13 protein-coding genes are annotated in these 18,160 nt (G+C 65.2%); 8 read left to right on the top strand and 5 right to left on the bottom strand.

The window, feature by feature from the left end; translation table 11 throughout:
* The first annotated feature begins 77 nt into the window (after window positions 1-77).
* The 3 genes from E8E95_RS28600 (at window position 78) to radA (ending at window position 2,093) form a co-directional block, all read left to right on the top strand.
* Window positions 78-323 (top strand): YdcH family protein, encoded by a 246-nt coding sequence (locus E8E95_RS28600; protein WP_077525124.1) that lies wholly within the window; start codon window positions 78-80, stop codon window positions 321-323.
* 83 nt (window positions 324-406) lie between these two features.
* Window positions 407-685: a hypothetical protein gene (locus E8E95_RS28605; protein ID WP_280355693.1), complete on the top strand. Its 279-nt coding sequence runs from the start codon at window positions 407-409 to the stop codon at window positions 683-685.
* Window positions 686-728: 43 nt separating this feature from the next.
* Window positions 729-2,093 carry a DNA repair protein RadA gene (gene radA / locus E8E95_RS28610; protein ID WP_280355694.1) on the top strand — a complete coding sequence of 455 codons (1,365 nt, stop codon included), beginning with the start codon at window positions 729-731 and terminating at the stop codon, window positions 2,091-2,093.
* A 162-nt stretch (window positions 2,094-2,255) separates the two neighbouring features.
* Here the strand turns inward: radA and E8E95_RS28615 are convergent, their stop codons facing one another.
* The 3 genes from E8E95_RS28615 to E8E95_RS28625 are packed head-to-tail and all read right to left on the bottom strand — an operon-like array spanning window position 2,256 to window position 6,010.
* The gene (locus E8E95_RS28615; RefSeq protein WP_280355695.1) at window positions 2,256-2,624 is read right to left on the bottom strand and encodes a PilZ domain-containing protein; all 369 of its coding nucleotides are present in this window, start codon (window positions 2,622-2,624) and stop codon (window positions 2,256-2,258) included.
* 52 nt (window positions 2,625-2,676) lie between these two features.
* Complete coding sequence (locus tag E8E95_RS28620) at window positions 2,677-4,842, bottom strand: hypothetical protein (protein WP_280355696.1); 2,166 nt, start codon at window positions 4,840-4,842, stop codon at window positions 2,677-2,679.
* Window positions 4,829-6,010 (bottom strand): DUF3142 domain-containing protein, encoded by a 1,182-nt coding sequence (locus E8E95_RS28625; RefSeq protein ID WP_280356185.1) that lies wholly within the window; start codon window positions 6,008-6,010, stop codon window positions 4,829-4,831. Before E8E95_RS28625 ends, E8E95_RS28620 begins: the two co-directional genes overlap by 14 nt.
* 172 nt (window positions 6,011-6,182) lie before the next feature.
* Here E8E95_RS28625 and E8E95_RS28630 point away from each other — a divergent pair, with 172 nt between their 5' ends.
* From E8E95_RS28630 to E8E95_RS28645, 4 genes are all read left to right on the top strand, one after another.
* The gene (locus E8E95_RS28630) at window positions 6,183-6,689 is read left to right on the top strand and encodes a DUF3015 domain-containing protein (RefSeq protein ID WP_280355697.1); all 507 of its coding nucleotides are present in this window, start codon (window positions 6,183-6,185) and stop codon (window positions 6,687-6,689) included.
* 154 nt (window positions 6,690-6,843) lie between these two features.
* Window positions 6,844-8,910, top strand: a complete 2,067-nt coding sequence (locus E8E95_RS28635; protein ID WP_280355698.1) for a carbon starvation CstA family protein — start codon at window positions 6,844-6,846, stop codon at window positions 8,908-8,910.
* Between the two features lie 13 nt (window positions 8,911-8,923).
* The gene (locus E8E95_RS28640) at window positions 8,924-9,127 is read left to right on the top strand and encodes a YbdD/YjiX family protein (protein ID WP_077525116.1); all 204 of its coding nucleotides are present in this window, start codon (window positions 8,924-8,926) and stop codon (window positions 9,125-9,127) included.
* Between the two features lie 200 nt (window positions 9,128-9,327).
* Window positions 9,328-10,395 (top strand): extracellular solute-binding protein, encoded by a 1,068-nt coding sequence (locus E8E95_RS28645; RefSeq protein ID WP_280355699.1) that lies wholly within the window; start codon window positions 9,328-9,330, stop codon window positions 10,393-10,395.
* Between the two features lie 217 nt (window positions 10,396-10,612).
* Here E8E95_RS28645 and glyA read toward each other — a convergent pair whose 3' ends face one another.
* Together glyA and E8E95_RS28655 are read right to left on the bottom strand one after the other, a co-directional pair.
* Complete coding sequence (gene glyA, locus E8E95_RS28650; protein WP_280355700.1) at window positions 10,613-11,866, bottom strand: serine hydroxymethyltransferase; 1,254 nt, start codon at window positions 11,864-11,866, stop codon at window positions 10,613-10,615.
* A gap of 137 nt (window positions 11,867-12,003) precedes the next feature.
* Window positions 12,004-16,143 carry an EAL domain-containing protein gene (locus E8E95_RS28655; protein WP_280356186.1) on the bottom strand — a complete coding sequence of 1,380 codons (4,140 nt, stop codon included), beginning with the start codon at window positions 16,141-16,143 and terminating at the stop codon, window positions 12,004-12,006.
* Between the two features lie 341 nt (window positions 16,144-16,484).
* Here E8E95_RS28655 and ettA point away from each other — a divergent pair, with 341 nt between their 5' ends.
* The gene (ettA, locus tag E8E95_RS28660) at window positions 16,485-18,152 is read left to right on the top strand and encodes an energy-dependent translational throttle protein EttA (RefSeq protein WP_179061141.1); all 1,668 of its coding nucleotides are present in this window, start codon (window positions 16,485-16,487) and stop codon (window positions 18,150-18,152) included.
* Window positions 18,153-18,160 lie beyond the last annotated feature (8 nt).

An 18,160-nucleotide genomic window follows, 5' to 3' on the forward strand; every position in this document is an offset into this window, starting at 1 on the left:
TTTCCGTCAGGCGGCGCTTTCGGCCTGTGGTCCCTGGTCTAGCCTGAGAGGGAGGCTGCAAGAGGAGGGTCGCTGCCATGCCACTAGAACACCACCCGCTCAACCGTGAATTCCCGGAGTTCAAGGACACCATGCGCGCACTGCTGCAGAGCGATGCGCACTTTGCCCGGTTGGCGGGGGAGTACCAGGATCTGGATTCGCAAATTTACGAAGTCGAGGACGGTAACAAGGCCCTCGATGACAGCGCCCTGCACGGTCTGAAGGTGCAAAGGGTCGCCTTGAAAGATGAAATCGCCCGAATGCTCAGGAGCGCCAAGGGCTGACGCCTTGATTTGATCGGGGTCAACAGGGCAGGACGAGCAGGGGCATAGGCTGGGCACCATCTTTTCTTCCCGGAGCCTTTGCCATGACCGCCTCCATCCCGATGTCCGGCGTGGGCATGATGCCTGCGTCGTCCATTTCCCCTGAGCGCCTGGAAGCCATCGAACGTCTGGGCCGCCTGCAAAGTCAGCTCGACCTGTTGCAACTTCGCATCCGCCGCGTGGAAGAGGGCAGCGAGCCGTCAGACGGCTCCAGCCTGACCATGCTGAACATGCGCCTGGATGGTCTGCTTGAGGACCTCGAACGCCAGCGTCGACGCGCCAGCGGCCAATGCTGCAACTGCGGCGGCGGTTGCCGGGGTTGATCCGCTATCATGCGGGCTTTCGTGTTTTTGACGGAGTCCGCTGATGGCCAAGGCCAAGCGCATGTACGGCTGCACCGAGTGCGGCGCCACTTTCCCCAAATGGGCCGGCCAGTGCGCTGATTGCGGGGCCTGGAACACCCTGGTGGAAACCGTGCTGGAGGGCGCCGCCGCCACGTCGAGCGGGCGTACTGGCTGGACCGGCCAGCAAGCGCAGATCAAGACCCTGGCGGAAGTCAGCGTCGAGGAAATGCCACGCTTTTCCACGGCCTCCAATGAGCTGGACCGCGTGCTCGGCGGCGGTCTGGTGGACGGCTCGGTGGTGCTGATTGGCGGTGATCCCGGCATCGGCAAGTCCACCATCCTTCTGCAGACCCTCTGCAATATCGCTGCGCGCTTCCCTGCGCTCTATGTCACTGGCGAGGAATCCCAGCAGCAGGTGGCCATGCGTGCCCGCCGCCTGGGCTTGCCGGAAGACAAGCTAAAGGTCATGACCGAGACCTGTATCGAAAGCATCATCGCCACCGCGCGGCTGGAGAAGCCCAAGGTGATGGTGATCGACTCCATCCAGACCATCTTCACCGAACAGCTGCAATCCGCTCCTGGCGGTGTGGCGCAGGTCCGCGAGAGCGCGGCGCTGCTGGTGCGTTTCGCCAAGCAGAGCGGCACGGCGATCTTCCTGGTCGGCCATGTGACCAAGGAAGGCGCCTTGGCGGGCCCCCGCGTGCTGGAGCACATGGTGGACACGGTGCTCTATTTCGAGGGCGAGTCCGACGGCCGACTGCGCCTGTTGCGGGCGGTGAAGAACCGTTTCGGCGCGGTCAACGAGCTGGGCGTGTTCGGCATGACCGACAAGGGCCTGAAGGAAGTCTCCAACCCCTCGGCGATCTTCCTTACGCGCGCCCAGGAATCCGTGCCCGGCAGCGTGGTCATGGCCACGTGGGAGGGCTCGCGGCCCATGCTCGTGGAGGTACAGGCGCTGGTGGACACCAGCCACCTGGCCAATCCACGTCGGGTTACCCTGGGCCTGGACCAGAACCGTCTGGCCATGCTGCTGGCGGTCCTGCACCGGCACGGCGGCATCCCGACCTACGACCAGGATGTGTTCCTCAACGTGGTGGGTGGCGTGAAGGTACTGGAGACCGCGTCCGACCTCGCTCTGATCTCCGCCATCATCTCCAGCCTGCGCAACCGCCCCCTGGCCCATGACGTGCTGGTGTTCGGTGAGGTGGGGCTGTCCGGTGAGGTGCGCCCGGTGCCCAGTGGCCAGGAGCGTTTGAAGGAAGCCGCCAAGCATGGTTTCAAGCGGGCGATCGTGCCCAAGGGCAACGCCCCCAAGGAAGATCCGCCGGGCCTGACCGTGGTTGCGGTGACACGGCTGGAGCAGGCATTGGATGCGCTGTTCGAGTAGTAGGGAGGTGGGGGTGAGGTGAGAAGCTTTGGCAGACCTGCGGTCTGCTTGGCGATTGAAATCGCCCCCACAAGAAAAGCGAGCAGCATTTAACCTGCACGGACGACTCCCTCTCCCGCTTGCGGGAGAGGGTTGGGGAGAGGGGCGCGTCTGCCCCGAGCGCTATTCCTCGCCCAGCGCGGTCAGATCACGTTCCAGCAGTTCTTCGCTGCCCAGGTTGAGCTCTACCAGGCGGCGCAGGTGGCTGATGGAGTCCAGGTCGATATGACGGCAGACGAAGCCGAGCTGGTCGCCCTGGGCGCGGGTCAGTTCCACTTCCATCTCGACCTTGGCGTCTGCGCCCAGATCGACGCGCACATCGAACAGGCTTGCCGGATCGGCGTCCCAGTCCGCCGGGCGGATTAACAGCAAGCCCTTGAGGGAAATGTCATGCAGCTCCGCCGTCCAGCGCTTGTCGCCTTGGGTGATTGTGGTGGCGGCGTCGAAGTTGATGCGGTGGAAGCGCCGACGGTCGCTGGCGGTTTCACTCATGGTCATGCTCCTGCGAGATTTCACCCACTATAGCCAAGGCGCTCCGGGCTGTTCATTCGCCGCGGCGACGCCTGATCCAGAAAGTCGACAGGGCAACCACCAGCGCGCTGGCCCCGACCAGCAGGTACTTGTAGGGGCGCAAGCGGGCGCGTAACCCGTTCCCGCGCTCTTCCCAGACACGCTTGCCGGCGGCGTCGAAGTCCGGCTCTTCGCAGTTGCGGCCGAAGTTGGCCGCCCAGGGCACGTAGGGGCCATCTTCCACGTAGCGCAGGTAGTAGCCGCGCGCGTCTTTCAGGTTGCTGCTGAGCAGGAAACCGGTGGCCTTGCACAGGACCGCAGCAAAGGCCTGGCTGCTTTGTGGCAACTGGTCGGCGGCGCGGCCGGCCAGTTGCGCCGCGACCCAGCGATAGTGATAGCGGGTGTTGGGCCGAGCGAGGTTTTCGTTCTGCCGGTTGACCTCGTCCGCGCTCAGCAGGTCGCCTGGCTGCTGCTGTCCGACCTGAAGCAGGGCGAAGGAACCGCCCAGGCTGTGGAAGTCCGGCGACATCTCGTAGCCCAGCAGCTCCATGCCCTGTTCGCGGGCGATCAGGGCGGATTCATAGAGCGCTTCGGCGCGCCCGGTGGCGGTCCAGCGGTTTTCCGCCTCTTCGCGCGCCTGGCCGTAGCGACGGGCGGTGTCGCGCAATTCGTCATCGTCAAAGTAGGGCAAGGCCTCGGCATAGTGGCCTTCGCGCAGCAGACGCCGGGCCAGCAGGTTGCGCAACTGGGCGGCGACCGGGCGTGGCTGGTAGTTTTCGCGCTCTTCCGCAGTCTGCGGCTTGGGCGCCGGCACCTTGCCGTCGACATAGCCCTTGAGTTCTTCCAGGGTGAGCACCCGTTCGGCGATGGTGGCGCTGTCCCGCCAGTAGATCTCGCCGGTGCGCCAGAGCAGGTCGAAGGCATCCAGATAGTCGCCGCGCTGGAGTGAAAGGATGGCGTTCTCGCCGTCCACGCGGCAGCGCGGCTTCACGTCTTCCCAGTCCCAGTTCTCGGTGCGTCGGTAGCCCCAGTCTTCGTCCTTGGGGAAGGCGCGCGCGGCCTTGGCATAGGCTTCGGTGGCGCGGGTGGAGTCGCCATCGCGCAGGGCCAGCGTCGCCCGCAGCCACCAGGCGAGCCCGCTGTCGCCGGCCTTGGCGACGAAGTGCTCGGCGTCGGCATAGCGACCGAACTGGTAGCTCAGGGCGGCCAGGCGATCGGCGTTGGCGAGGTCGATGCCTGCGTTCTCGATCAGCAGCGCGCTGATGCGTTCATCGCCGCTCTGCTCGCCGTCGATGCGGCTGAGCAGGCGGGCCGTGAGCAGTTGCTGAACTTCAGGCAGGGCCAGCAGCGGCGCCAGCTCTTCGCTGGGCATCCGCGCCAGTTCGCCGGCGAGCTGGCGCAGGGAGCTGTAGCCGGTACTGGATCGATGGGCCGTCTGACTGGCGTAGAGGCGGATGGCGCTGGCCCAGTCACCGGCCAGATAGGCCAGGCGGGCTTCCTCGCCGAGGCTGGCAATGCCCAGTTCCAGCGGGTCGGCATAGCCCTGGATGGCGAGCTGGCGAGTCTGCTGGAACGCTTCCCGTGCGGACTGGGCGGCGTCCTCCATGAACAGGCGCTGATCTTCCTCGCTGCGCCGGGCTTCTTCGACGGGGACGCCTTCGGGACGGCTCAGACTGGCCTGGGCACGTCCGAGCGAGTAAGCGGCCCAGGTACCGCGCAAGCGGCGCTGGTCCGCCGGGAGTTCCAGCACGCGGCGGAAGTAAGCGCTGGCCAGCAGGTAGTCCTGCTGGGCAAAGGCCACTGCGCCGGCAGTGTAGAGGCGCAGTTCGGCGGGCAGCTCCTGGCCCTGGTCCTCCACCTGGCTGGCGTCGGCCAGCGTGCGCAAGCGTTTCACCTGCTGGTAGAGGGAGTCTCCCAACTCCTTCTGCTCGATCTCTTCGCGCTGCTGGAGGTATCGCTCTCCACCGTCGTCCCAATACCCCACCAGGGTGGCATCCCCGGACTGGCCGAGGCCCGGTACAGGCTTGCCCAGGCGCGCGGCTTCAAAGGCGAAGTTGCCTTCGGGAAGTTCGGCCAGGGTCTGGGCGCGGTCGCCCAGCAGGCTCAGGGGAAAGTCCGGTCCACAGGCCTGGGCACTCATTAGCGGCAGGCAGAGTGCGATGGCGAGGGCCAGACGCCGGCGGCGTTCAGGGGTAGACATGGGATCCTCCTTGATCGATTTGCTGGCAGCGTGCCCAACCCAGGGCGCGTTGCTGGCCGGCGGTGAGCTGGCCTTCGGTATGACGGGTGAATACCAGCGCGTTGGCCGTGCGTTCCAGGCGGTAGCCGGCGAGGGCATCGGCGGAATCGCAGGCTTGCGCCGGCAGCTCGATGCGTTGGGGCAGCGCGGTGGTCAGGTTGCCCTGATTGGCCAGCGCCAGTTCATGGAGAGGCCCACGCTGACGGATCAATGGCTGGACATCGGCATACAGGCTTTCGCCGCGCGCCACGGCCTTGAGGGTCGTGAGGGGCCACGCGCGTCGGTCTCCGGCCAGTGGCAGGCGGAACCAGATGACGCCAGCCATGTGCTCGGGACGTTTCTGCCGCAGATCGGCGAGCAGTTTCGCCAGTTGCTGTGGGTCTGCCTGGAGTTCGTGGCGCGGGCCAACCAGCGCCAGCGGGCTTTCGCTTTCCACCTGGCCATTGACCAGGGCAATGCCATAGGCGGGCAGGGCGAGTTGGAAGGGGCGGTCGGTTGCCTGGCTCCAGTGCCGTGCCCAGGCCTCGGCGCGGGCAGGGTCGAATAGACCGCTCGCGGGTGCGCTGACCGCATGGACCTGCAGCACGCTGCTGTTCACCTCGCGCAGCAGGTCCGGAAGGGCGGGGCTGTCGAGCCAGGCGGGCAGGGCGGTAATGCTGAGATTCAGCTCAGTTGGCAGTGCCTGGCGCAGGTCCTGGAGGAAGGCGCGATAGCCCGGCAGGCGCGCGTTGGCGCAGTCGTGGTCGATCTCCAGGCCCTGCACGGCGAGGCCCTGTGCGCGCCAGTCTTCCAGGAGCGCGAGGATATCGTCGCGGGTGCGCTGCAGGTCCAGCCCCGGCAGTTGGCCATCCAGGCGCACCACGGCCACCAGCGGTCGGCCATCGGCCTGGAGCATCCCGGCATTCACCCTGATGCGAGACCAGCCGGCACCGGGATGGGCCTGGGCGGCGAGCACCCGCAGGGTGGAAAAGTCGGCGCGGCTGGCGGCCAGGGCTTCGGCATGCGCGGGTCGCCATTGCCGTTGCCAGATATAGAGTTGCTGGTCGAGCGCGGGCGGAGCTTCCGGCCGACAGCCAGCGGCGAGTAGCAGCAGAAGGGCGAGGGCGGCACGTAGATGAAAGACAGGCATGGATGCGACGCGCACGGGGGGCGGAGTCCTTGGGCATTCGAGCCGGAATGCGGCGAATTACATCCGCATTCCCGCGCGCCGGCAAGGCCTGCCGGCGCTGGTTTGACAGTTCACCATCCGTCACCAAAGCTGCTTAGGCGGTTTCTCTATAAATCCATGCGGAGCGCAGAATATGGATAAGCGACTGCTGAGCAAGGGGTTGATCGTAGGCCTGTTGAGTGCGGCGAGTCTGGCTGCCCAAGCCGACCAGGCCGGGGGCGGCGGCTGCGGTTGGGGCCAGATGGTCTTCGAAGGTCAGCGCGGCCTTGTGCCACACCTGCTGGCCACCACCACCAACGGTACGTCGGGCAATGCCACCTTCGGCCTGACGTCGGGCACCAACGGTTGCGACTCCAGCGTCCGCATTGGCTATGGCGGCCGTTCCCTGCTGGCCATGAACGGCATGCTGGACAACATCGCCGAAGACATGGCTCAAGGCCAGGGTGAAGCGCTGGATGCCTACGCGACCCTGCTGGGGATCGAGCAGGGCGACCGCGCCCACTTCGCCCAGGTCACTCAGGCCAATTTCTCCACCATCTTCTCCGGGGCGGATGTCACCGGCGAACAAGTGCTGGCCGCGACCCTGGACGTGATGAGCCGAGACCAGCAACTGGCCCGTTACGCCAAGCAGCCGAGTTAAGTTCCGCAACGCATAAAAGAGCCGGGCAATGCCCGGCTTTTTTCTAGCCCCCGGTCGCGCAAAGGGGCGTTGCAGACGGTGGCCGGCCAACGGTTGCCTCCAGACGGACTAAGCTTGTGCGGCAGCTTGTCTGTCCATCCATTCGGAGCTTCCTATGAACAATAACAACAGCGTCCTGCGCCACCTGCCCTGGGCAGTGCTGGCTGTAGTCGGCGCCTGTGCTCTGGGCGTCGTCGCGCTGCGTCGCGGCGAAGCGATCAACGCCTTGTGGATAGTGGTGGCCGCCGTTGCCCTTTACCTGGTTGCCTACCGCTACTACAGCCTGTTCATCGCCAACAAGGTGATGCAACTCGATCCCGCCCGTGCCACACCGGCGATCATTCATAACGACGGTCTGGATTACGTCCCGACCAACAAGCACGTGCTTTTCGGCCACCACTTCGCCGCCATCGCCGGCGCCGGTCCGCTGGTGGGGCCGGTACTCGCCGCGCAGATGGGCTACCTGCCCGGCACGCTCTGGCTGATCTCCGGCGTGGTCCTCGCCGGAGCGGTGCAGGACTTCATGGTGCTGTTCATATCCAGCCGCCGTGATGGTCGCTCCCTGGGCGAACTGGTGCGCGAGGAAATGGGCCAGGTGGCCGGCACCATCGCGCTGTTCGGCGCGTTCCTGATCATGATCATCATCCTCGCGGTGCTCTCGCTGATCGTGGTGAAGGCCCTGGCGGAAAGCCCGTGGGGCATGTTCACCGTGATGGCGACCATCCCGATTGCGATGCTGATGGGCATCTACATGCGCTACATCCGCCCCGGCCGTATCGGTGAGATTTCCGTCGTCGGCGTGGTGTTGCTGCTCACCTCCATCTGGCTCGGTGGCCAGGTGGCCGCCGACCCGGTGTGGGGCCCGGCCTTCACCTTCACCGGTATCCAGATCACCTGGATGCTGATCGGCTATGGCTTCGTCGCAGCCGTGCTGCCGGTGTGGCTGGTGCTGGCGCCGCGTGACTACCTGTCGACCTTCCTGAAGATCGGCACCATCATCGCGCTGGCCATCGGCATCCTGATCACCATGCCGGAACTGAAGATGCCGGCGCTGACGCAGTTCGTCGACGGCACCGGCCCGGTGTGGAAGGGCACCCTGTTCCCCTTCCTGTTCATCACCATCGCCTGTGGTGCGGTATCCGGCTTCCATGCGCTGATCAGCTCCGGCACCACGCCCAAGCTGCTGGCCAGTGAGGCCCACGCCCGCTACATCGGCTACGGCGGCATGCTGATGGAATCCTTCGTCGCCATCATGGCCATCGTCGCCGCCTCGGTGATCGAGCCGGGTGTGTACTTCGCCATGAACAGCCCGCCGGCCGTGGTGGGGGCGGATGTCACCAGCGTGGCTGCGGCGGTCAGCAACTGGGGCTTTGCCATTACGCCCGAACAGTTGGAAGCGACCGCCAAGGACATCGGCGAACACACCATCCTGGCCCGTGCCGGCGGTGCGCCGACCCTGGCCGTGGGCATCGCGCAGATCCTCCACCAGGTGCTGCCGGGTGAGAACACCATGGCCTTCTGGTACCACTTCGCGATTCTCTTCGAGGCGCTGTTCATCCTCACCGCAGTGGACGCCGGTACCCGTGCCGGTCGCTTCATGCTGCAGGACCTGCTGGGCAACTTCGTCCCGGCCCTGAAGAGAACCGAGTCCTGGACTGCCAACGTCATCGCCACCGCGGGTTGCGTGGCCCTGTGGGGCTGGCTGCTGTATCAGGGCGTGATCGACCCGCTGGGCGGCATCAACACCCTGTGGCCGCTGTTCGGTATCTCTAACCAGATGCTGGCCGGTATCGCCCTGATGCTGGGCTGCGTGGTGCTGATCAAGATGAAGCGCCAGCGTTATGTGTGGGTGACGCTGATTCCTGCCACCTGGCTGCTGATCTGCACCACCACCGCAGGCGTGATCAAGCTGCTCGACCCGAACCCGGCCGTCGGTTTCCTGGCCCTGGCCAAGAAGTACAGCGATGCGCTGGATGCTGGCCAGATCCTCGCCCCGGCCAAGGACATCACGCAGATGCAGCACGTGATCTTCAACGCCTACACCAACGCGACCCTGACCGTGCTGTTCCTGTTCGTGGTGCTGAGCGTGCTGTTCTACGCGCTCAAGGTGGGCCGCAACGCCTGGATGAAACCGGAGCGCACCGATAAGGAATCGCCGTTCCAGCCGATTCCGGACGCATGAGGAGGCCGCGCGCATGTTCAATGACCTGAGTCGCATGGGCAAATACCTCGGCCAGGCCGCCCGCATGCTGGTGGGCATGCCCGACTACGACAATTACGTCGAGCACATGCACAACAAGCATCCGGACAAGCCGGTCATGACTTACGAGGAGTTCTTCCGGGAGCGCCAGGAGGCGCGCTACGGCGGCGGCAAGGGCCGACCCATACGTTGTTGCTGAGCTGAAAGGCATAGGCATGAGCGCCACGCATTGTCGTGGCGCTTTTTTTTTGCGCCTTCGAGCCGACGAATGTGGACCGGTTCGCGTACCGGGCAATCCGGCAGCCAGACACAAGCGACTGGCAGGCACGGCCATGACGATGCTGCTGGTGATCGTTTAAATCCTCCCCAGCCCTCATGGGAGCAGGGCGGGAGGGAACCATGAAGAAGACGCTCTGCCTGTTGCTGTGCACCTTGCTGGCCGGCTTTGCCCAGGCCGAGGAGGTGCTACGGGTCTACAACTGGACCAACTACATCGATCCCGACGTGCTCGCGGCCTTCCAGCGTGAGAGCGGGGTTCGCGTCGAGTACACCACCTTCAATACCGCCGCCGAGCTGGATGCGGCCCTGGCCGGGGCAACGCCGTACGACCTGGTCGTGCCCTCGCATTTCCAGCTCACGCGATTGATGGGCGAAAAGCGCCTGCAGCCGTTGGACTTCAGCCAGTTGCCCCATTACGGCAGCCTGGACCCGGCACTGCTGGCCATGCTGGCCGGATTCGATTCGGCGAACCGCTACGTGGTGCCCTATCTCTGGGGCTCGGTGGGTCTGGTGAGCAATCCGACCCTGGCCGAAGCAGCACTTGGCGGCACCTTGCCGAATAGTTGGAGTCTGCTCTTCGACGAGCAACAACGATCGCGCCTGGCGAGTTGCGGCCTGGGGATGCTGGATGCGCCGGAGGAAACCCTGTCGCTCTGGCTCAACTATCGGGGTCGCAACCTGAGCAAGGGTGGCACCCGGCAGGTCGATCAGGCCGGCAAGCAACTGCTGGCCATGCAGGGGCAGATTCGCAACCTGGACAACGACGGCTACGTCGCCGATCTCGCCAGCGGCAAGCTCTGCGTGGCCATGGCCTGGGTCGGACATGCGCTGACGGCTGCGGAGAAGAATCCTGCCCTGCGCTTCCGGATTCCCGATGAGGGCGCGCTGGTCTTCATCGACAGCCTGGCCATCCCCGCCAACGCTGCGCGGCCGGACCTGGCCTATCGCTTCATCGACTTCCTGCTGCAGCCGGATAATGCCCGCCGTAATGCCCTGGCATCGCATTTCTACTCGCCGCTGAAGGCCGACTCGCCGGAAATGGCCCGGCTGGCGAAGGAGCAGCCGATGCTGGTGCCCAACCAGGCCGAGCGCAAGCGGCTGTACCTGCTGGAGCGCCTGACGCCGGCGCAGAAGGAGAGGGTCGATGCGCTGTGGCAGCAGATCAAGGCGGCGCGTACGGCGTTGTGACGGGCGAAATCGCCACCCTTCAGTCGCTCAAATTCAGGCTGCTGGTGGCTCCAGGATTGCTTGTGCGTCGCCGGCGCGAGTCACCCCTCTCCTCTTCAGGGAGAGGGGCCGGGGGAGAGGGTGGGCCGGGTGGCTCAATTCATCCTGCCCATTCACCACAAACCAAACGCCCATAAAAAAGCCCGGCATTTGCCGGGCTTCTTCATTGCGCTGTCGCTTACTTGCCGTAAACCGGCAGCTTGGCGCAGATGGCCTTGACCTTCTCGCGAACCGCGTCGATCACGGACTCGTCGCCCATGTTCTCGAGGATGTCGCAGATCCAGCCAGCCAGTTCGCGGCACTCGGCTTCCTTGAAGCCACGAGTGGTGACCGCCGGGGTGCCGATACGCAGGCCGGAGGTGACGAACGGGGAACGCGGGTCGTTCGGCACGGAGTTCTTGTTCACGGTGATGAAGGCGCGACCCAGGGCGGCGTCGGCGTCTTTACCGGTGATGTCCTGCTTGATCAGCGACAGCAGGAACAGGTGGTTCTGGGTGCCGCCGGAAACCACGTCGAAGCCGCGGTCGATGAAGACCTGGGCCATGGTCTGGGCGTTCTTCAGGACCTGCTGCTGGTAGGTCTTGAACTCAGGCTGCAGGGCTTCCTTGAAGCACACGGCCTTGGCGGCGATTACGTGCTCCAGCGGGCCACCCTGGGCGCCCGGGAATACGGCGGAGTTCAGCTTCTTCTCGATCTCTTCGTTCTTGCGAGCGAGGATCAGGCCGCCACGCGGACCGCGCAGGGTCTTGTGGGTGGTGGTGGTGACCACGTCGGCGAACGGAACCGGGTTCGGGTAGACGCCAGCGGCGACCAGGCCGGCAACGTGGGCCATGTCGACGAACAGGTAGGCGCCTACCTTGTCGGCGATGGCGCGGAAGCGCGGGAAGTCCAGGACCTGGGAGTAGGCGGAGAAGCCGGCGACGATCATCTTCGGCTTGTGCTCGACGGCCAGGCGCTCGACTTCGTCGTAGTCGATCAGACCGTTGGCATCGATGCCGTACTGCACGGCGTTGTACAGCTTGCCGGAGGAGCTGACGCTGGCGCCGTGGGTCAGGTGACCACCGTGGGCCAGGCTCATGCCGAGGATGGTGTCACCGGCGCTGAGCAGGGCCAGGTAGACGGCGCTGTTGGCCTGGGAGCCGGCGTGCGGCTGGACGTTGGCGTAGTCGGCGCCGAACAGTTCCTTGGCGCGGTCGATGGCCAGCTGCTCGACGATGTCGACGTACTCGCAACCACCGTAGTAGCGCTTGTGCGGGTAGCCTTCGGCGTACTTGTTGGTCAGCACGGAGCCCTGGGCTTCCATCACCGCCGGGCTGGTGTAGTTCTCGGAGGCGATGAGCTCGATGTGCTCTTCCTGGCGCTGGGCTTCTTGCTCCATGGCGGCGAACAGGTCGGCATCGTAGCGGGCGAGGGTCAAATCACGGCTGAACATGGCGGTCCTCTTAAGGATCGGTGCTAGGAAAGGGCCGCATTCTACCTGATCGGTCGCTGGCTGGCATATGAAGGTCGGTCATGTGACAGACAAGTGGCCCTCATGGCCGCCATCACTGTCCAGGGCTGAATGCTGACTCAGCTGAGGATGAAGTTGGCACTGCTGCCGAACAGGTGCTCGAAGCGCGCCGCCGGCACCGGGTGGCCGAACAGGTAGCCCTGGACTTCGTCGCAACCGTGCTCGCGGAGGAAGTCGAGCTGGGCCTGGGTTTCCACACCTTCGGCGATCACCGCCAGGTTCAGGCTGTGGGCCATGGCGATGATGGCGCGGGCGATCTGGGCGTCGCGTTCGCCATCGGGCAGCCCGTCGACGAAGCTGCGGTCGATCTTCAGCACGTCGATCGGGAACTGCTTGAGGTAGTTGAGGGACGAGTAACCGGTGCCGAAGTCGTCCACCGCGATGCACAGGCCGAGGCGCTTGAGGTTTTCGAGGATGTCCATGGCTTCGGCCACGTCGCGCATCAGGATGCTCTCGGTCAGCTCCAGTTCCAGGCAGGCCGGTGGCAGGCCGCTGTCTTCGATGATGGCGGCGATACGCTCTGCCAGTTGGCCGTCGGCGAACTGGCGGGCGGAAATGTTCACCGAGATCTTGGGCAGGCGCATCTTCTCCTGGTGCCAGGCCTTGAGCTGGCGGCAGGCTTCGGCCAGTACCCACTCGCCCACCTGGACCACCAGGCCGAGTTCCTCCAGTACCGGGACGAACTCGCCCGGCGGAACCAGCCCGCGCTTGGGATGGCGCCAGCGCAGCAAGGCCTCGACGCCGGTCAGGCGCTTGCCGTCGCCGGAGAACTGCGGTTGGTAGTAGAGCAGGAATTCACCCTGCTCCAGGGCGTGGCGCAGGTCGCTTTCCAGTTCCAGGCGTTCCAGCGCGCGGGCGTTCATGTCGGCCTGGTAGAACTGGAAGTTGTTCTTGCCGCGTTCCTTGGCGTGGTACATCGCCGTGTCGGCGTTCTTCATCAACTGGCTCAGCTCGCGGCCGTCCTGGGGGGCGAGGGCGATGCCGATGCTGGCGGTGACGAAGAACTCGCGACCTTCGAGGACGAACGGACGGGCCAGGCTGTCGAGGATCTGCTCGGCGACATGCACGGCCCGGTTCAGGGCGCCTTCGCGAGTGGCGCGCGGCTGCAGCAGCAGGGTGAATTCGTCGCCGCCCATGCGTGCCACGGTGTCGTCTTCGTGGACGCAGGCCGCGAGGCGCACGGCCACATCCTTGAGCATGCGGTCGCCCGCCGCGTGCCCGAGGGAGTCGTTGATCGGCTTGAAGCGGTCGAGGTCGAGGAACATCAGCACCACCCATTCCTGGTTCCGCTCGGCATACTGCAGGGCCGTATGCAGGCGATCCTGGAACAGCGTGCGGTTGGGCAGGTGGGTCAGGCCGTCGTAGTAGGCCAGGCGGTGAATGCGCTGCTCGCTGGCCTTGCGCTCGCTGATGTCGCTGAAGAAGCAGACGTAGCTGACCAGGTCGCCGTCTTCGTCGTGCACGGCGGTGATACCGACCCAGGCCGGGTAGGTGTCGCCCTCGCGGCGCTTGAGCCAGATCTCGCCTTCCCAACTGCCGCGCTGGTTGAGCTGGCCGATGATGTAGTTGAGCTGGTTGGCTTGCTGACGATCGGCGGTGAGCATCGACGGCAGCTCGTCCAGCACATCCTCGGCCTTGTGGCCGGTGATGCGGCAGAAGGCTTCGTTGACCTGGACGATGTACCCCGCCGGGTCGGTAACCAGGATGGCCGAGGTGGAGTGCTCGAATACCGTGGCCGCCATGCGCATTTCTTTCTCTGCGCGGCGTTGCTGGCTGATGTCCCGGCCGACGCCGAGCATGCCCTCGAAGCGCCCGTATTCGTCCCACATCAACATGGTGCGCAGTTCCACCGGGATCTTCTGGCCATCGGCGCGCATGCAGTCGAACAGGAACAGCCGCGCCGGCGTCTGGCTGCGCAGCTCGGCCAGGCGCTGGGGGTTGCCCAGGGCGCTGCGGATCTGCTCCAGCTGATCGAACAGCTCGAGCATCTGCCGCGGATCGGCAGCCATGCCCTGGAAACCATTGGCGATGGCCCAGTCGGCGTTGTAGCCCAGTACTGGCAGGACCGACGGGCTGACGTAGTTGAGCTGCAGTTCGCTGTCCGTGGTGAAGATCACGTCACTGATGCTTTCCGCCAGCATGCGGTAGCGGCGGCCGCTCTCGCGCATGGATTCGGTGGCCTCGATCTGCTCGGTGATGTCCTTCGCTACGCCGATCAGGCGGCTGACGCGGCCCTTGTCATCGCGGGCCAGGGCCTGCTCGCGCACATCGAACCAGTGCCAGCTGCCGTCCTTGTGGCGCCAGCGCAGCTGGCACTGCAGCAGCGCACCATCGCCGACGACCTGCTGCAGGTTGCGCACGCGCCAGTACTGTTCTTCGTCGTCGGGGTGCAGCAGCTCTTCCCAGAAGCGCTCGCCCATCCGGCGGACGTCTTTGCGGCTGTAACCCAACTGCTGGGCCAGGCGATTGTTGGTGAGCATCACGCGTTTGCTGATGACGTCGTGCACGTAGAGGGTGTCGGGCACTGCCAGCACCACGTCGGACCAGAAACGCTCGCGTTCGATCAGCGACAGCTCCACCTGCTTGCGGCTGGTGATGTCGCTGATGCTGAGGGTGACGGCTTCGAGGTCCTGGATCATGTCCGGCAGGTGCAATACCAGCCAGATGTGCCGGACCTGACCCTGGGCGGTGACGATCTGGCTTTCCATCTCCAGGTGCCGGTTGCCCCCCAGCAGGGCGGCCATCACCTGGAAGCGGATGCCGCCTTCGCGCAGCGGGTGGGTGCCGATCAGCTGTCGCCAGGCCTGCTCGCTGCTGCTGACTTCCAGCAGATGCATGGCCACCTGGTTCACTTCGGTGATACGCAGCAGGCGCAGCGCTTCGGCGTGAAGCTGGCGATTGTCCTTGACCCATGCCGCGAGGCTGGCGTGATCGCGCATGCCTTGCTGGATCAGGTACCGACGCAGTTCAGCGAGGTCGAGCACGCAGAGCGCGATGCCGCTGCCTTCGAAAATGTCCTGGTAGCGCCGCCGGGTTTCCTGCAGTACGCGCAGCGCTTGCTGTTCTTCGGTGACGTCGCGCACCACCCAGACATAGCCCAGCAACTGGTTACCGTCGTTGAGATCGTTGCGGGTAACCGCCAGCAGTCGGGTCTCGCCGTTACGTCGGAACTGCACCAGGTCCGAACCCAGTTCATGGTCCAGGTCCGGCGCATTGAGCAGCAGCGGGTCCAGGCCTGGCAGCAGGGCCAGCAGGTGATGGTCCTGGGCGGCCGCGCCGCTGATGCCGAACATGGACTCGGCCTGGGGGTTGAGGTAGCTCAGGCGGCCGTCCACCTGGGTCACCAGCACGCGCTCCTCGATCACGCCGAGGGCGCTGGCGGCCTGGCGTAGCGAGCGCCGCGATGCGGCATTGAGTTCGCGCAGGCCGCGCTGTTCGCGTTGCAGGTAGTAGAGGGCGATCAGGGCCAGGCTGGCGCTGATGAGGAACAGCAGCAGCTTGCTGAGCAATTCGGGCAGCAGCCGCGTGCGTACCTGGCGTTCATCGTGCAGGGCGCGCAGCTGCCAATCGCTGTTCCGCAGCGCGGAAACGAGAATGGTCTGCCCTTCCTGCTCAGCGGTTACCGGCATCACGATGGAGCTGTTGCGGTTGGGCTTGCCGCTCTGCGCCAGGACTCGCTGGAGGAAGCGGTCTTCCAGCAGCCAGCGGTAATCGCGGTCCTCGTGCTTGAGCAGCCAGGTGCGAATGGCTTCGGCGTCCAGGCGCAGGGCCCAGTAGCCGCTGGGCTCGGGCAGCGGTGACTGGCGCAGGATCAGGTAGACCTCGCCGCGACCCTCGGTACTGAAGGCGAAGTGGTAGGTCTGGCCCTCGCTGCGCTGGGCCAGGCTGGCGAGGAACAGTTCGTCGTCGCTGTCGGCCTGGGTATCGGCCAGCACGCCGCCATTGGGGTTGAGCCAGGCCAGGCTGGTGATCGCCGGCAGGATGGGACGCACGAGTTCGAGTTCCGCCAGCCGCTCGTCTTCGACCTCCGGCCGCGTCGGTTGCTGGCGAAGCAGGGCGAGTACCGCGTCGGCCTTCATCTGCATGACCAGTTCGAGATGGCTGGCCAGTTCGCGGGTCAGGGTGTAGTTGCGCTCCCGGGCGCCGTCCTGCAGCTGGCGATATTCCTGGTGCAGTTGCCAGAGGAGGAGGGCGAGCATCAGCAGCACGAGGCCAGCCAGCAGGCCCTTTACCGAGCCGCGCGCAGGTGCGTTGGCCAGGGGAAGTCCTGGCTCAGGCTGGGCTGGAGGGCGGGGGCTGGCTGGCAAAGAATGGCGTTCCTGCTACTGCTCGATGGGCAGGTGACGGGGTGTCGCGCGCAACCGGGCGCGCGGGGCGGCTAGCATGCCCTGACGGCACTCAAAGTGCCAGTACGACCGTCGCGTGTTGTTTGCCCTCCCCGGTGCATTCCGGTAGCTTTGCCGCACGCGCGCGGGAGCGCCTGTTCCCTGATTGTCGCTCCCCGCCTTATTCCACATTCGCTACAGCACCAAGGTCTGTCATGGCTCAATACGTCTACACCATGCACCGGGTCGGCAAAGTCGTGCCCCCGAAGCGTGAGATTCTCAAAGACATTTCCCTTTCCTTCTTCCCGGGCGCCAAGATCGGCGTGCTCGGTCTGAACGGCGCGGGCAAGTCGACTCTCCTGCGCATCATGGCCGGGGTGGACACCGAGATCGATGGTGAAGCCCGCCCGATGCCTGGCATCAAAGTCGGCTACCTGCCCCAGGAACCCAAGCTGGATCCGACCAAGACCGTGCGCGACATCGTTGAAGAGGCGGTGGGCGAAATCAAGCAGGCCCAGGCCCGCCTGGACGAGGTCTACGCCGCCTACGCCGAGCCGGACGCCGACTTCGACGCCCTGGCCGCCGAGCAGGCCAAGCTCGAAGCCATCCTCCAGGCCTCCGATGGCCACAACCTGGAGCGTCAGCTGGAAGTCGCCGCCGACGCCCTGCGCCTGCCGCAGTGGGACGCGAAGATCGAACACCTTTCCGGTGGCGAGAAACGCCGCGTGGCCCTGTGCCGCCTGCTGCTGTCCGCTCCCGACATGCTGCTGCTGGACGAGCCGACCAACCACCTGGACGCCGACTCCGTAGCCTGGCTGGAACACTTCCTCCACGACTTCCCGGGCACCGTGGTAGCCATTACCCACGACCGTTACTTCCTCGACAACGTTGCCGGCTGGATCCTCGAACTGGACCGCGGCCACGGCATCCCCTTCGAGGGCAACTACTCCGGCTGGCTGGAATCCAAGGCCAACCGCCTGGCCCAGGAAGCCAAGCAGGAAGCCTCCCACGCCAAGGCCATGAAGGCCGAACTGGAATGGGTTCGCCAGGGCGCCAAGGCTCGCCAATCCAAGTCCAAGGCCCGTCTGCAACGCTTCGAGGAAATGCAGTCGCAGGAATTCCAGAAGCGCAGCGAAACCAACGAGATCTACATCCCGGCCGGTCCGCGCCTGGGCGACAAGGTCATCGAGCTGAACAACGTCACCAAGGGCTACGGCGATCGCGTGCTGATCGACGACCTGTCCCTGAGCATACCGAAGGGCGCCATCGTTGGCGTGATCGGCGGTAACGGTGCGGGCAAGTCGACCCTGTTCCGCATGCTTACCGGCAAGGAGCAACCGGACTCGGGCACCATCGATATCGGTGAAACCGTGCAGATCGCCAGCGTCGACCAGAGCCGCGAGATCCTCGACGGTGGCAAGACCGTCTGGCAGCAGGTTTCCGATGGCTTCGAGCAGATCAAGATCGGCAACTACGAAGTCCCATCGCGTAGCTATGTCGGCCGCTTCAACTTCAAGGGCGCCGACCAGCAGAAGTTCGTCAAGGACCTCTCCGGTGGTGAGCGTGGCCGCCTGCACCTGGCCCTGACCCTGAAGCAGGGCGGCAACGTGCTGCTGCTCGACGAACCGTCCAACGACCTCGACGTGGAAACCCTGCGTGCGCTGGAAGAAGCGCTGCTGGACTTCCCCGGCGCCGCCATCGTGATCTCCCACGATCGCTGGTTCCTGGACCGTATCGCCACTCACATCCTCTCCTACGAGGACGACGGCAAGGTGAACTTCTTCGAAGGCAACTACACCGAGTTCGAGGCAGACCGCAAGAAACGCCTTGGCGAGGCTGCCGCCCAGCCGCACCGCGTGCGTTACAAGAAGCTCGCCCAGTAACCTTACCG

The sequence above is a fragment of the Pseudomonas sp. BN414 genome, from assembly GCF_029871275.1.
In the GTDB taxonomy this organism is placed as follows: domain Bacteria; phylum Pseudomonadota; class Gammaproteobacteria; order Pseudomonadales; family Pseudomonadaceae; genus Metapseudomonas; species Metapseudomonas resinovorans_C.

Coding starts and splice junctions, on each gene's coding strand:
- E8E95_RS28600 (WP_077525124.1), top strand. CDS start 78: ATGCCACTAGAACACCACCCGCTCAACCGTGAATTCCCGGAGTTCAAG.
- E8E95_RS28605 (WP_280355693.1), top strand. CDS start 407: ATGACCGCCTCCATCCCGATGTCCGGCGTGGGCATGATGCCTGCGTCG.
- radA (WP_280355694.1), top strand. CDS start 729: ATGGCCAAGGCCAAGCGCATGTACGGCTGCACCGAGTGCGGCGCCACT.
- E8E95_RS28615 (WP_280355695.1), bottom strand. CDS start 2,624: ATGAGTGAAACCGCCAGCGACCGTCGGCGCTTCCACCGCATCAACTTC.
- E8E95_RS28620 (WP_280355696.1), bottom strand. CDS start 4,842: ATGTCTACCCCTGAACGCCGCCGGCGTCTGGCCCTCGCCATCGCACTC.
- E8E95_RS28625 (WP_280356185.1), bottom strand. CDS start 6,010: ATGCCTGTCTTTCATCTACGTGCCGCCCTCGCCCTTCTGCTGCTACTC.
- E8E95_RS28630 (WP_280355697.1), top strand. CDS start 6,183: ATGGATAAGCGACTGCTGAGCAAGGGGTTGATCGTAGGCCTGTTGAGT.
- E8E95_RS28635 (WP_280355698.1), top strand. CDS start 6,844: ATGAACAATAACAACAGCGTCCTGCGCCACCTGCCCTGGGCAGTGCTG.
- E8E95_RS28640 (WP_077525116.1), top strand. CDS start 8,924: ATGTTCAATGACCTGAGTCGCATGGGCAAATACCTCGGCCAGGCCGCC.
- E8E95_RS28645 (WP_280355699.1), top strand. CDS start 9,328: ATGAAGAAGACGCTCTGCCTGTTGCTGTGCACCTTGCTGGCCGGCTTT.
- glyA (WP_280355700.1), bottom strand. CDS start 11,866: ATGTTCAGCCGTGATTTGACCCTCGCCCGCTACGATGCCGACCTGTTC.
- E8E95_RS28655 (WP_280356186.1), bottom strand. CDS start 16,143: ATGCTCGCCCTCCTCCTCTGGCAACTGCACCAGGAATATCGCCAGCTG.
- ettA (WP_179061141.1), top strand. CDS start 16,485: ATGGCTCAATACGTCTACACCATGCACCGGGTCGGCAAAGTCGTGCCC.